Below are 13,898 nucleotides of genomic sequence, written 5' to 3'. Positions count from 1 at the left end.
TCCAGCTGGTGTTTGGACATATACTGAAATGTAGCTTATATCCTGATTCATCTCACCACCTATAGAGGTGGCAGAATTCTGTAACTGCCGTTTCACTTACGTTACATAAAACATCTGTAACTGCCCGCTACGCTGTCGCTACAAATGACATTTGCTGAAAGAAGTTAAATTTTAGCTCTGCCCCCGTATCTTACGTTGAAATAACAGGATTGCGATCATGAAAATAAAGACCGTATAACCTAAAACGATAGAGAGCGGGACGAAAACATCTGAATATGCTCCACTTAGTACTGCACGTGCCGCATTAACAGCATGGACAAAGGGCAAAAATTGCGTGATAGATTGAAATGTTCCCCCTATCATGTCAGGCTCAAACCAAGTACCACTAAACCACGTTGATAAATTGACAAATATCGCAAAGATACCTCCTACTTGCTTATCCGTAAAAATTGTTCCAAGTAATAAACCAAATCCTATATACAATAAAGAGATTACAATAAGTACGCCTACCATTAAAAGGACAGATATATTCAAGGACAAGCCTAAAAATACAGCAGCAAGTATACAGAAAATGATTTGCAATAATGCAATCGGTAGCAGAGGCAGGACATAACCCAAAATATAATCACTTGCTGACAAAGGAGAAGCAAATATCCGCATTAAAAACGATGAGCTTTTATCCTTGCCTAATAACATACCAGAAAGAAGAGTGAGAAATGAGAAACTAAAAACAATAACTCCTGGTGTGAGATTACTAATTTCATATAATGCGAACGGCATATTTTTTTGCATGACAGAAAACAGCCACATAAGAAGCATTGGCAAGCCCATACCAAAAAGGAGTGTTAATGGATCACGTACTATTTCCTTATGATTTCTTGTTGCAAATACACTTGCTTTCAAAGTGCCCCCTCCTCTGTAAGCTCTAAAAATACATCTTCTAAAGAATTCTTTTTTGTTTCATGTTTTAATTGCTGGACTGTACCAAGAGTGCGTAATCTGCCCCGATGCATAATTCCCACACGATCTGCCAGCATCTCGACTTCTTCTAAGTAATGAGTCGTTAATACAATCGTTACTTGACCTTTTAATTGATTTAGTATTTTCCATAGATCACGGCGTGCACGTACATCCATACCTAATGTTGGTTCATCTAAAAAGAGTATTTTCGGATTAGACATCATAGCCATCGCAACACTTAATCGACGCTTATAACCGCCCGATAACGTTTTGGCTTTATTGGACTGACGAGGAGTCAAACCAAATAAATTCATTTGTGCGCTTGCTCGTTTCTTTGCCTCTGTTTTTGAGCACCCATAAATCCGGCCCATTAATAGCAAATTTTCGAATACCGTCAAATTCGGTGCAACTGCTGTTTCCTGCGGAGAAATGTTTAATTTCTTTTTAGCAGCGACCTGATGATGAACAATACTTTCACCATCCAAAAGGGCATCTCCAGCTGTTGGTGATAAAAGTCCACAAAGCATTTTAATCGTTGTCGTCTTCCCGGCAGCATTTTGGCCGAGAAGTGCAAAGAATTCCCCCATTTTTATATTTAAAGATAACTGATCCACTACTACATGTTCCTTATACTGCTTTGTTAAGCCGTCAATTTCAATTGTCATGTGCCTCACCTCTCTTTTGTTAACATTGCATTTATTTTTTCAATATCACGCTTTGAAAGCTTATATTGAAATAGCCAAGTCACGACATATGTTCCTAAGAAACTTGCTAATAACGAACAAACATTAGCCACTGTTTTCGGCATCCATAAAATCATCACAATCGGTATCCAAATAATTGCCGTTACAAAAAAGTGCACAATATACTGCTTCAACATTCCCCATCTTGCTATTTCAAAAAATAGTGCAGCTAAAGCGAAAGTTATCCCAATCAAACCAGTCAACAAAACTTGAGTAATAATTGCGAATATTTCATTTGTAAATAACGCTCGAAATTCGGGAACTACCCAAGCGTAACTCCCTTGCGCTATCCCCTTTGATACAAAAAATTGTACTACTTGCCCAATTACAACCCCAATGACAAATCCACCTATAATCCGAATTAATATGTCTTTTCGCATGTTTTTCACCTCAAAACCCTAATTGCTTCTTAATTTTTGTTACATAGCGCCTTGAAGCGTATGTTTTAATCCCGCCTTTTAGCTCAACCCCGATTGTTCCTGTCTTGCTTATATCCATATGTATAATCATATTTCGATTGACAATTTCAGCATTTGAAATACGTACAAACATCTGTGTATTCAGCTTTTCTTCAAGCTCGTACAAGCGAAAGCGTACATTGTATATACTAACCATCGTTTGAACAAAAACTTTCTTTTGTTCCGTATAAATGCGCACAATGTCCCCACAGTTAATAAATTCAACACCTCTATGTGATAAAACCGATAATGTGTTCATTTCAGTGGAAGTGATACACTGCATGATATTCTCTATTTCATCGGTCATTTTATCTGTGTGAATAATAACTTTTGGCTCTTTGCATGCCGGGTCAATCGACACTTCTACCTTCATATCATCACAATCCTTTCTTCCGTTTTTACTATAAAATTTTCATCTAGTTATGTAAATGGATTTTCGATGACTGGTCGTTTAGACGGGATAAGTGGTTTGGTCATCCATCTCCTCCCTAAAAGGTGTGAGAGTTCCTTAGCTGGCATTTATCTAATGAAGAAAAAGGTCCTATCCGTCTTTGATAGCGTTGCTTTGAAATAAAGTTTGATCAAAAATTCCACACCACCAGTATTTAAGATAAATAAAAAGAATCCATTTTGAAAAAAAGATTGATCAAAATGGATTCTTATTCACACGATTTAATTATCAGTTTTATAAAAAATTTTGATCTTTTTCTACCTACGTCCTTCACAAATCATGCCTTCTAATGGAATATCATATTATTTTTATTATGTGGTTTTGTTGAAGATCATTGCTTAAACCTAATTCAAGTTAAGCACCTGTTTGTGGCAAGATAATCTTTATAGCCAATTTATAATGACGTTATGGGTGGAGTAATCCTTTAGAGCGTGATTTCAATATTTGAATTCGTCAATGTGAAGGAATTAATTTAGCGAAAAAGGAAGGGAAATACCGTAGAATAGTTAAAAAGTATCACAAGCATATCGGGATTAACTATGCAGTGAGTCGTTAAATCAGTTTTTTTGATGTGATTAGTAGAAGAGAGAAACCAAGAAAAAACTTGGATATTTTACCAAGTTCTTTAATATTGCACAAAAACAGATACGAATATATAATTATATTACAATCGCTATCGGTTGCATGTGCATAGTTACCCTATCTTATATTTTAATATTATCACGCCGGTAAGCTCTTGTCAAATATTTTTTCTCAATAGAATGGTTAGGAGAGATGTAGAATGAGTTCTTTGGTTCTTAGTTTTCAGGAAATGGATAAAACACAGTTTTTGCTCGTTGGTGGAAAAGGGGCAAATTTAGGGGAATTATCAAAAATTGAAGGAACACAAGTACCAGAAGGATTTTGTGTTACGACAGTGGGTTATCAAAAAGCCATCGAACAAAACGAAACCTTTCAAGTATTGTTGGATCAACTATCAGCGCTAAAAGTAAATGATCGTGATCAAATTGGTGAAATCAGCAGGAAGATTCGACAAATCATTTTGGAAGTAGAAATTCCTTCCGATGTTGTAAAAGAAGTTGCTCACACACTTTCTCAGCTTGGTGATGATCATGCTTATGCAGTGCGTTCTAGTGCGACTGCTGAAGATTTACCACATGCCTCTTTCGCTGGTCAACAAGACACCTATTTAAATATCATCGGCAAAGAATCCATCTTGCAGCATATTCGTAAATGTTGGGCTTCCCTATTTACGGATCGGGCGGTAATCTACCGTATGCAAAATGGATTTGACCACAGTCAAGTGTATCTATCCGTCATCATACAACGGATGGTTTTCCCACAGGCATCAGGGATATTATTTACTGCTGATCCGATTACTTCTAACCGAAAACTACTATCAATCAATGCCAGTTTTGGACTCGGCGAAGCACTGGTCTCTGGCTTAGTCTCTGCCGATTGTTATAAAGTACAGGAAGATAAAATAGTCGATAAAATGATAGCGACCAAGAAATTAGCTATCTATGGCCTAAAAGGAGGAGGAACTGAGACACAACAGATCGATCCGGAACAGCAAAAGACACAAACACTTACTGATCAACAGATTTTACAACTAGCACGTATCGGAAGACAGATCGAAGCTTATTTCGGTTGCCCACAAGATATCGAATGGTGTTTGGTGGATGACACATTTTATATTGTTCAGAGTCGCCTAATCACGACTCTTTTCCCCATCCCTAAAGCGACTGATCAAGAAAACCACGTCTATATATCTGTCGGTCATCAGCAAATGATGACAGATCCCATGAAACCATTGGGATTGTCTTTTTTCCTGTTAACGACTTCTGCGCCCATGCGAAAAGCAGGCGGAAGATTGTTTGTTGATGTCACGCATCAACTGGCTTCACCGGTCAGTAGAAACAATTTATTAAATACTATGGGACAACACGATCCGCTCATGAAAGACGCACTTATGAACATCATTGAGCGTGGAGATTTTATTAAATCATTACCTAATGATAATAAAGCACCGAGTCCCAACAGAGGCAATACAGATACGCTAGCACAAATCGAAAACAATCCATTAATCGTTTCTGAATTGATTAAGCGTAATCAAACATCCATAGAAGAGTTAAAACAAAACATCCAAACGAAATCAAGAATAGATTTATTTGATTTTATTCAAGAAGATCTTCAGGAATTAAAGAAGATTTTATTTGATCCACAAAGTTCAGCTGTATTTATGTCTGCTATAAATGCTTCAATATGGATCAATAAAAATATGAACGAGTGGTTAGGTGAAAAAAACGTAGCAGACACACTTTCTCAATCTGTACCAAACAATATTACTTCGGAAATGGGTCTAGCACTTTTGGATGTCGCAGATATGATCCGTCCTTATCCAGAAATAATTGCCTATTTACAACACACAAAAAATGATAACTTTTTGGATGAACTAGTTAGGTTTGATGGCGGACAGGAAGCAAGAGACGCTTTCCATGTTTTTCTCAACAAATACGGAATGCGATGTGCTGGAGAAATCGATATTACGAAAACTCGTTGGAGTGAAAAACCAATTACACTTGTCCCTATGATTCTTAACAATATCAAAAACTTGCAGCCTAATGCCAGCAATCGAAAATTTGAGCAAGGGCGACAGGAAGCTTTGAAAAAAGAACAAGAGTTATTAGAGCGATTGAAGCAATTAGCGGATGGTGAACAAAAAGCCAAAGAAACTAAACGAATGATCGACCTAATCCGGAATTTCATCGGCTATCGTGAATATCCAAAATACGGCATGATTAATCGCTACTTCGTTTATAAGCAGGCTTTACTGAAAGAAGCCGAACAACTCGTGCAAGCCAACGTTATTCATGAAAAAGAAGATATATACTATCTCACTTTTGAAGAACTTCGCGAAATCGTACACACAAATAAACTAGATTACCAGATCATCAGCGAACGAAAAGACGAGTACAAATTATATGAAAAACTTACTCCCCCACGCGTTATCACGTCTGATGGTGAAATCATTGTAGGTGAATACAAACGAGAAAATCTCCCAACCAAAGCTATTGTAGGGCTACCTGTTTCATCCGGAGTTATAGAGGGACGTGCTCGTGTCATCTTAAACATGGAGGATGCTGATTTAGAAGAAGGAGATATATTAGTTACCTCCTTTACTGACCCTAGCTGGACACCCTTGTTTGTATCCATAAAAGGTCTAGTTACCGAAGTTGGCGGACTAATGACACATGGAGCAGTTATCGCGCGTGAATATGGTTTACCAGCAGTTGTTGGGGTGGAAAATGCCACTGAACTGATAAAAGATGGGCAACGAATTCGCGTACATGGAACAGAAGGATATATTGAAATATTGTAATAACTAAATACGTCAAGTTAGAGCCTCTGTCTTAATGGACGGCATTAAATTCAACCTGTCATGGATAAACGGACGCTTTCCCTAATTTGTCTATTTTCTACCCATTTTTGTTAGGTAATTGATAGTAAATCCATTGCAAAATTGGGATTCTATTGTTCAATAACGAAAAGTCGATTCTTCCTTACTTTGCGTAAGAATAATTGATATTGAGCTTCTCTCGAATAAGATTTAGGCATTGATCTTCAACCACTGGACGCGTTTATGTAGTAACGAAAAAAGGCCAATTTCTCGATTTTAATTCCGAGGAATTGGCCTTTTTATATATTAACGTTGAAATCCTCATTTCCTAACGCTCCCCCTCAAAATTTACTCTTCGCATTCATAAATTTTGAGATTCTGTTCAACCCATCTTTCAAAGTCCTTTTACGATACATTTTAAACTCTTGGAAATAGAAGGAAGAGCATACTCTTATTCGATAACACTCATTTCTAATTTTTTCTGTACAGCTTTAATCATTCGAGCAGATCCATAGCAAGTTTCTCCATTTCCCATTAGAATTTCTTTCTTTTTCAAGTCCACTTCCTGAATATTGTCGATATTTACTACGTAAGAATTATGGCAACGAATGAAGCTTTCATACTCTTTTTCTATGTCTTTCAGCTTCCCATAAAACTCTACTTGACGATTATCCAAATGTAAAACAACTTTATGTAATGGGGAGGATTCAAAAAACATGATATCATCATAGTTGACACTAATAATTTTATCTGCAACTCTTTGAACGAATTTTTTATTGGATGTCTTGTTCATTACTTGCTTTCTTTCATTTGTCACCTTCAAACAACTAACAATCTTGCTCTGTACAGAATCGACATCATCTTTAATAATAAAATCCATCGCGGCTACTTTATAAATGAAATTTAAATATGTAAGTTCTGAGTGGGTTGTGATAAAAACAATATCACCTATTGGATCAATTTTTCTGATTTCCGAGCCAAGTGTGATACCATTCATCTCATGATTCAAGTCGATATCAAGAAAATATAAACCAGGTCGATTACTCTCCTTTATATAGGCTAATATTTCTTCTGGATCTGCAGTTGTTAGTACCAGTTGCATATCAAGGTTTTCAATCATTATGTAATTTGAAACATACCTGGCTATCTTTTCTCTTTGTTCCTTTTGATCTTCACAAATAAAAACATCAATCATCTCAATCCCTCACTTTAAAATTACAATTTCTTGTTTAAAAAATTCATCCTCTATAACTGTATCCAACTGTGTGTTATTTTCTTGATCAACCATTTTCTTCAGGCTATTCAGCCCCAATCCTCGATTTTCTCCTTTTGTTGAGAAACCTTTTTCGAAATATTGAAAGAGCTTATACCCAGTATCTCGGAACGTATTCCAAACGACAAAGGACACGGATTGTTCAAACTCCACAAACCCCACTCGAACCGTACCCTTTTCTACTTCTTCTGCTGCTTCAATGGCATTATCTAAAATAATTCCGATACAGCGGCACAACAGTATACTATCCATATTCAGATAATGAATTTCATTAGGACATTCAAAAACCACATCTATACCTTTTTCCTGTGCTGTAATCAGTTTGGAGGATACCAAACCTTTTACTTCTGGGATTTTAATTTGGGACAATCCCCTCATTTTAAAATCATTGTCACGAATCTTTTGACTGACGCGCATAATATTGTCATTAAAATAGCTTTCTAAAGCATTCATATCACGATTGGTGATGTATTCTGACATAGAAGACAGGATATTGATGTAATCATGGCGGAAAGTTCGCATTTCATTATAGTTTCTTTCTAGCTGTTCAGTGTACATTTGTAGACTGTTTAGCTCAATTTCCTTTTCCCTCATCTCAAACCGCTTTCTGAAGGTATATACTAGAAACGACAAACTAACAGCAAAAATAATAAAATAGATAAATAAGTACAGCGTATTCATCAATACAAGCTTGTTTTGATTTCCTGTTAATCGTACATAAACAATCATTGTAAAATAAATCGCATATGTAAAAAGACCCAAGAAAGCTGCAATTCGCGTTAAATTCCTATCATCTGTATCCTTCTCAAAAATTCGGATAGTCACTTTTTTCCAAAAGGCTATAAATATAAAGCCAATAATCAGTGTAATAAATTGATGAAGTAATGTCGCTGATGAAATTATTCCGTTTGTTTCTATAAAGGTAGTACTAATCCCGAAGATTTTTACCATAATGAAAGTTGCTATATGATCAATTAGAATCGTAGCAATCATTACTGTTGATGCGTAGTACAAAGCAGGTATCCACTTTAGATATGTATATTTAAACATAGCAAGAATAAACGCAAATATTAATAACGAACCAAAAATATCTAAATACGAATATAACCCAGCCATAATTAAACTAAACAATACGGCCGCAAAAATATATTCCTTTCGAAAAAAACGTTTACCTATAACGAAACTTACCAAAATACAATAAAATAAAACCTGAATGAATGCTAATATAGCCACTCACTGACCCTCATTTCTATATAGTAACTCCACTATATAGTATACTATAGATAAGTAAATAAAAGGAATCCAGGAAGGCGTGTTAGAGGAATATAGGAAATTAAAAGAAAGACAAAACCTGACCAAAATACAAGCTTATATTCCAGCTCTTAAAGACTCTTTCAAAAAATTCATTTAAAACAACAGTTCATTATCAAATAGTGTAGAAGACAATGTCTACTTATAACGATTCTCACTAAATCGCTGGAACTCATTAAAATCTTTTTTTGAGCTTCATAACAACTAATGAAATAATTAGAAGAAACGATGTGTACCCGATTGAAATCACCATATCTTGATTGAATTCAAATGTCTGATTCCAAATTGAAATATACATTTTATTTAAATGATAGAACGGATTCACATATGATACATATTTCACAAAATTCGGAATACTATCCACAGGAACAGAAAAGCCGCCAGTGAACATAACAATTTGAAACAAAACAATTGACATAATTAGTGCTGTTTTTACTTCCTTGAAGTTTGAATAAATCGCATGAGAATAAACTAACATTATCGCATTAATAAGCAACAAACTTAAATATGAAACTAAGAAATTAACAATAGAAAGTTGCAAATCATAGATAAGTATGCCAATCAATGTGATTAAGACAAATCCTGCAGTTGCAATAATAAATGACTTGGCAATACTGGACATCAGAAGAATTTTATCTGTTATAGGCGTAATGAAAAGTCTTTTTTCAATTCCTTCCGCACGATTCATTACCTGATCAAAACCAAAAGCAAAAAATACTACCGAAAAACTAATTAGGACAATAAACGATGGTGTATACATTTGAACATAGTTCATTCCTCCGCTATAGGTTGCATTACTGAACATTTGTCCCATTAAAATATATGTTACTGGCGGTACAACAACTGTGAAAACTAAATAAAATAACTCTCTAAAAAACATGATTAAGTCATATTTAATTTGTGTTAATAACATCTTTTCTCCTCCTTATTTAGAAATTTTATCAAGATAAAAGCTATTAATAGACTTATAACCTGATTTCAAAATATTTTCTGGCGTATCATATACTTCGGTTACACCGTCGTTAATGAACAGAACTTTATCACAGTAGAGTTCGATTTCGTCCATGTAATGAGTCGATAAAATCACTGTACTGTCATTTTTTTTTATATATCCTGTGATGCTTTCCCATAATATGTTCCGCATATGAGGATCCAGACCGGTAGTCGGTTCATCCAAAATAATCAAACGCGGTTTTGACGAAAAAGCAATCGCTAGGCTAACCTTTTGCTTCCAGCCTCCAGATAAGTTATCAAAAAACGTATTTAGATGCTCTTGCAATTCAAACTCTTCGATAATTTCATTTAAATCTACTTTGCTACCATAATAGGCACGAAAAAGATCTAGTAATTCTTTTACTTTTAATTTTTTATAAAACTGTGTAGGCTGAAGTACAGCAGATATATTACTTTTGATTTCTTCCAGCTGAGCTTGATCAATTTCCTTTAAGTTATTACCAAAAACAGCTACCTTACCGCCATTATAATCATTAATCGTCATTAAAATTTCCAAGAATGTCGATTTCCCAGCACCATTTTTACCGATAACACCAATAATTTCACCTTTTTTAGCAGTAAAGTCTATTCCTTTCAGAACAGCTTTTTTCCCATAGTTCTTTGTTAATTTTTCTACCTTTACATTGTAATCCTGCATGGCTCACCCTCCTATTTACATACATACTATAACTCGAGAATTCTACTGTTTTTCATTCCATGCATACAATCTGCTCCTCTATACTTAGATGTCCAAAGTATTTGATTTAGGTGTTCTATTTTTATTCCTAACTGTCAACAAGATCCCCTGTGGCGGCACTTGTTTTACAAGTACAGCTAATTTGAACAGGCAGACTGCTGCATGATTAGGAAATTACCTTCTCCTTTAGGTGTGCTATGAAACTCTAATAAACCATCTACTTTTCACAAAATAGGTTATGAAGGGATACTTCACGTTTCTGTCAGACCTCCCCGGATAAGCACATACACTTTCACACCATCTTTCCACCTTATTTATCCGATACGGTCTTCAAAAGAAAGCGCGTTGTTTTATTGAGCAAACTCATTCGGATCTAGCCTTATATGTAGTAGTGTTCCTCGGGCAGGTATGTTACTTCCTTCAGAGATTGGAACTTGCACCCTAAAGTTCATGTGCAAGCTACACATACCACTAAAAAAAGCACCAGCAAGATGCTGATACTTTAGGTCTGTTAAATGCATAATCAAATGGTTTTTTATTAAAATGATAGAAATACATGCTGTTTATTTATTTTAAAATCTTTTAACGATCGGACCCTCCTAACTATGAAACATCCTGAAGTTTAACTACGGCATATAATCCGCACCCACTCCAGCTTCTTTAATCCATTCTGACCGAAAGCCTACGAAAGATGAAATCTTAGAATTATCGTTTCCATGGAAAAACTATGGCGTGTCCTTTACTAATCCTTAGTTTTAAACCAAGGCGGATAATCTACCCAACTGCCAGTTCCTTGACTCTCTTTAATCCACCTATCGATTTTCAATGTTCTTTTTCTTTTCGACACAAAAATGCCCCTTTAGATAAAAATATCCAAAGGGGCAAAGCTTCGCTAATTTATTTTAAACATCGCATCTTTTTTATAAACGGTTTATAGGCCACATTTTAACTGTGCAGCACAGTTTGTACATGTATTACAGCCACCGATTTCTTCTACAGTTCCTTTACGGCATACAGGACAAGTATTCCCTACATCCGAACCAATAACTGTTGTCGATTCTAATGCTTGAATCGTATCTACTAATACAACTGGACGCTTCGTTGGTACTTCTACTAATTCTTCCTCAAATGATAGTTGATCCATATCATTTTCTTCAGCCTTTAGTGTTAGTACTTGTGAATCACGGCTACCATCTACATAGACCGTACCACCTTTAGCGCCACCTTTATATAAACGCTCGTATACTTTTTCAACTTGTTGTACTGTATAACCTTTTGGTGCGTTTACAGTTTTTGAAATAGATGAATCAATCCATTTTTGGATGATGCATTGTACATCAGCATGTGCTTCTGGTTTTAATTCCATCGCCGTAACGAACCAATCAGGAAGATTATTCTCATCTACTTCCGGATGACGTTCTAAATATTCTTGTACGATTTCTGCTTTTACCTCGATGAATTTACCTAGACGACCTGAACGGTAATATGTGAATGAGAAGTATGGCTCAAGACCTGTTGCCACGCCAACCATCGTACCAGTAGAACCAGTTGGAGCTACTGTTAGTAAATGCGAGTTGCGAATACCTGTTGCTAAAATTTGCTCTTTAATGTGTGCAGGCATTTTTTGCATAAAGCCTGTTTCAGTAAATGCTTTACGTAAACGTGCTGTCTCTTCCTCAGTTGCTCCTACAAGGAATGGGAAGCTACCGCGTTCTTTCGCAAGTTCTGTTGACGTCTCATACGCAGTCTCAGCAATCGTCTTAAAGATTTCATCGACTAGCTCATTACCAGCTTCTGAGCCATATTCTTTCTCACAATAAATTAGTAAGTCCGCTAAGCCCATTACGCCTAAGCCAACACGACGCTCTCCAAGAGCTTGTACACGGTTTTCTTCTAAGAAGTATGGTGTAGCATCAATTACATTATCCTGCATACGAACACCAACACGAACTGTTTCACGTAGTGCTTCGAAATCAATTGTTTGATCTTCTTTATTTGCAAACTGCGCTAAGTTCACAGCTGCTAAGTTACACACAGAATATGGTGCAAGTGGTTGTTCCCCACATGGGTTTGTCGCTACAACGCTTTGACCATAAGCTTTTGCGTTCGTCATTTCATTGGCGTTGTCGATGAAGAAAATACCTGGCTCTGCAGAGTACGTTGCACAAACGTTGATTAAATTCCATAATTCCTTCGCTTTAATCGTGCGGTAAGTGCGTACTTTATAGCCCATTTTCTCCCATTCACGCACATCTCCAACTTTATGCCATTCACTGTTGTAAATAGCCATCTCTTCTTTTGTATATTCTTCAACAGCTGGGAAACGAAGCTCAAAGTCAGCGTCATTTTCTACAGCTTGCATAAATTCTTTTGTTAATGTTACAGAAATATTTGCACCCGTTAAAAACTCTTGATTGTGAACAGTATAAGTACCACCATCACGAAGCTTGTTTTCCGCTTCACGAATAATAGCCGTATCAAAACCGCCTAAGCCTTCGATACCTTTATAGTTTACAATACCTTGATACATAGCTTCCTCTTGGAATGAAAGAGGTTTAAAGTTTAATTTTTCTTTTGCTAGACGAATAATTGTTTTATCCGTTGTATTTTCGATTAGGTATCGTAGAATACGTGGATTTTGCATTTTTGAAATAATAAATTCCACGATATCAGGATGCCAATCTGCCAGCATAATCATTTGTGCCCCACGCTTTTTGTTACAAAAAAATATTTTAAAATACTTTTTCGATGTGGTCATTTCTGCCACATTCTTATGCTTTCACATAAGATCAGACTATATCATCAAAGAAGGATTTGATTTTTTCATATTTTCTATTGAGCTGTATGGAACCATGTGCGTATAACTTTCGAACAATCTTTAACACATCATCTTTTCGATAAATAAATAAGTCAACGCATCCTTGTTTTGGGTAAACTTTATGGACCGTTAAAGCTAGTTGTTGATTATGCAAAAATTTTAGTAACGATAAAAACATTTCGCGATTACCCGTAAAACCTATTCTCCCACGCTTTGAGAAATGGCCATCTGCATCAAAAAAACCTCTTAAATAGGTCCATTGCAAATCCTCATTTTTAAAATCAATCCAACTTTCAAAACCTGTTTTTCGAGGTTTAATTCCCAACCTCATTAAATCATTGCACATTTCTGTTGAATTAATTATTAAAGAGTATTTGTTTTGTTCATTTGGTGCATATCGCTTACGGAATTTAATCGCTTCTTGCATAGTCAATTCTTTTGCAAGTGATAAAATAAGACGTTTAGATTTACCACGGTCATGTAGAGTACCATCACCAGTAATATAACCTACTAAATAAGCCTTATTGGGTGTATCAATATTTTTAAAGTAGTTTTCATCGTAATGATACTTCTTATTTTTCAGCTTTCCCGCTTGACCAGGCTTTCTCGCTTTAAAAAGCTCTAGCTCTTTGTTCCATCTAAGGATTGTTCCTCTACTTATGTTAAGTGTTTTTGCAATATCAACTTGGCTCATACCATTTTCATGCAACTCAATAATTCTTTTAATCAATCGTTCTTTGTCTCGCGCCTCGTAAGGACGTCTCCGTACAATACGATCTACTTCTTCCATTCTT

General features: G+C 35.8%; 10 protein-coding genes and 2 pseudogenes. 2 read left to right on the top strand and 10 right to left on the bottom strand.

Annotated features, from left to right (window positions below):
• Nucleotides 1-171 precede the first annotated feature (171 nt).
• From ACZ11_RS04725 to ACZ11_RS04710, 4 genes are read right to left on the bottom strand one after another with little or no spacing between them, the layout of a single operon-like run.
• Nucleotides 172-903: an ABC transporter permease gene (locus ACZ11_RS04725; RefSeq protein ID WP_049664156.1), complete on the bottom strand. Its 732-nt coding sequence runs from the start codon at nt 901-903 to the stop codon at nt 172-174.
• Nucleotides 900-1,625, bottom strand: a complete 726-nt coding sequence (locus ACZ11_RS04720) for an ABC transporter ATP-binding protein (RefSeq protein ID WP_049664155.1) — start codon at nt 1,623-1,625, stop codon at nt 900-902. Before ACZ11_RS04720 ends, ACZ11_RS04725 begins: the two co-directional genes overlap by 4 nt.
• Before the next feature lie 5 nt (nt 1,626-1,630).
• Nucleotides 1,631-2,083: a DUF3021 domain-containing protein gene (locus tag ACZ11_RS04715; RefSeq protein WP_049664154.1), complete on the bottom strand. Its 453-nt coding sequence runs from the start codon at nt 2,081-2,083 to the stop codon at nt 1,631-1,633.
• A gap of 10 nt (nt 2,084-2,093) precedes the next feature.
• Complete coding sequence (locus ACZ11_RS04710) at nt 2,094-2,534, bottom strand: LytTR family DNA-binding domain-containing protein (RefSeq protein WP_049664152.1); 441 nt, start codon at nt 2,532-2,534, stop codon at nt 2,094-2,096.
• 444 nt (nt 2,535-2,978) lie between these two features.
• Here ACZ11_RS04710 and ACZ11_RS26880 point away from each other — a divergent pair.
• Together ACZ11_RS26880 and ppsA are read left to right on the top strand one after the other, a co-directional pair.
• Nucleotides 2,979-3,159: pseudogene (locus tag ACZ11_RS26880) on the top strand (recombinase family protein); the annotation flags it as partial.
• Nucleotides 3,160-3,393: 234 nt separating this feature from the next.
• Nucleotides 3,394-5,994, top strand: coding sequence for a phosphoenolpyruvate synthase (gene ppsA, locus ACZ11_RS04705; protein ID WP_049664151.1), 2,601 nt, complete (start codon nt 3,394-3,396; stop codon nt 5,992-5,994).
• A 469-nt stretch (nt 5,995-6,463) separates the two neighbouring features.
• On the opposite strand, the gene ACZ11_RS04700 is transcribed toward ppsA, so the two are convergent.
• The 6 genes and pseudogenes from ACZ11_RS04700 to ACZ11_RS24685 form a co-directional block, all read right to left on the bottom strand.
• Nucleotides 6,464-7,207, bottom strand: coding sequence for a LytR/AlgR family response regulator transcription factor (locus ACZ11_RS04700; protein ID WP_049664150.1), 744 nt, complete (start codon nt 7,205-7,207; stop codon nt 6,464-6,466).
• A gap of 9 nt (nt 7,208-7,216) precedes the next feature.
• The gene (locus ACZ11_RS04695) at nt 7,217-8,518 is read right to left on the bottom strand and encodes a sensor histidine kinase (RefSeq protein WP_152911474.1); all 1,302 of its coding nucleotides are present in this window, start codon (nt 8,516-8,518) and stop codon (nt 7,217-7,219) included.
• 253 nt (nt 8,519-8,771) lie between these two features.
• The gene (locus ACZ11_RS04690) at nt 8,772-9,509 is read right to left on the bottom strand and encodes an ABC transporter permease (RefSeq protein WP_049664148.1); all 738 of its coding nucleotides are present in this window, start codon (nt 9,507-9,509) and stop codon (nt 8,772-8,774) included.
• A 12-nt stretch (nt 9,510-9,521) separates the two neighbouring features.
• Nucleotides 9,522-10,247 (bottom strand): ABC transporter ATP-binding protein, encoded by a 726-nt coding sequence (locus tag ACZ11_RS04685; protein ID WP_049664147.1) that lies wholly within the window; start codon nt 10,245-10,247, stop codon nt 9,522-9,524.
• A 970-nt stretch (nt 10,248-11,217) separates the two neighbouring features.
• Nucleotides 11,218-12,999, bottom strand: a pseudogene (locus ACZ11_RS04680) (vitamin B12-dependent ribonucleotide reductase); the annotation flags it as partial.
• 76 nt (nt 13,000-13,075) lie between these two features.
• Nucleotides 13,076-13,894, bottom strand: coding sequence for a helix-turn-helix domain-containing protein (locus ACZ11_RS24685; RefSeq protein ID WP_053093196.1), 819 nt, complete (start codon nt 13,892-13,894; stop codon nt 13,076-13,078).
• Between the last annotated feature and the right edge of the window lie 4 nt (nt 13,895-13,898).

This window comes from Lysinibacillus xylanilyticus (genome assembly GCF_001183605.1).
Lineage (GTDB): Bacteria > Bacillota > Bacilli > Bacillales_A > Planococcaceae > Lysinibacillus > Lysinibacillus xylanilyticus.
The sequence above is the reverse complement of the archived record's forward strand: the minus strand, read 5'-3'. Positions and strand labels throughout refer to the sequence as shown.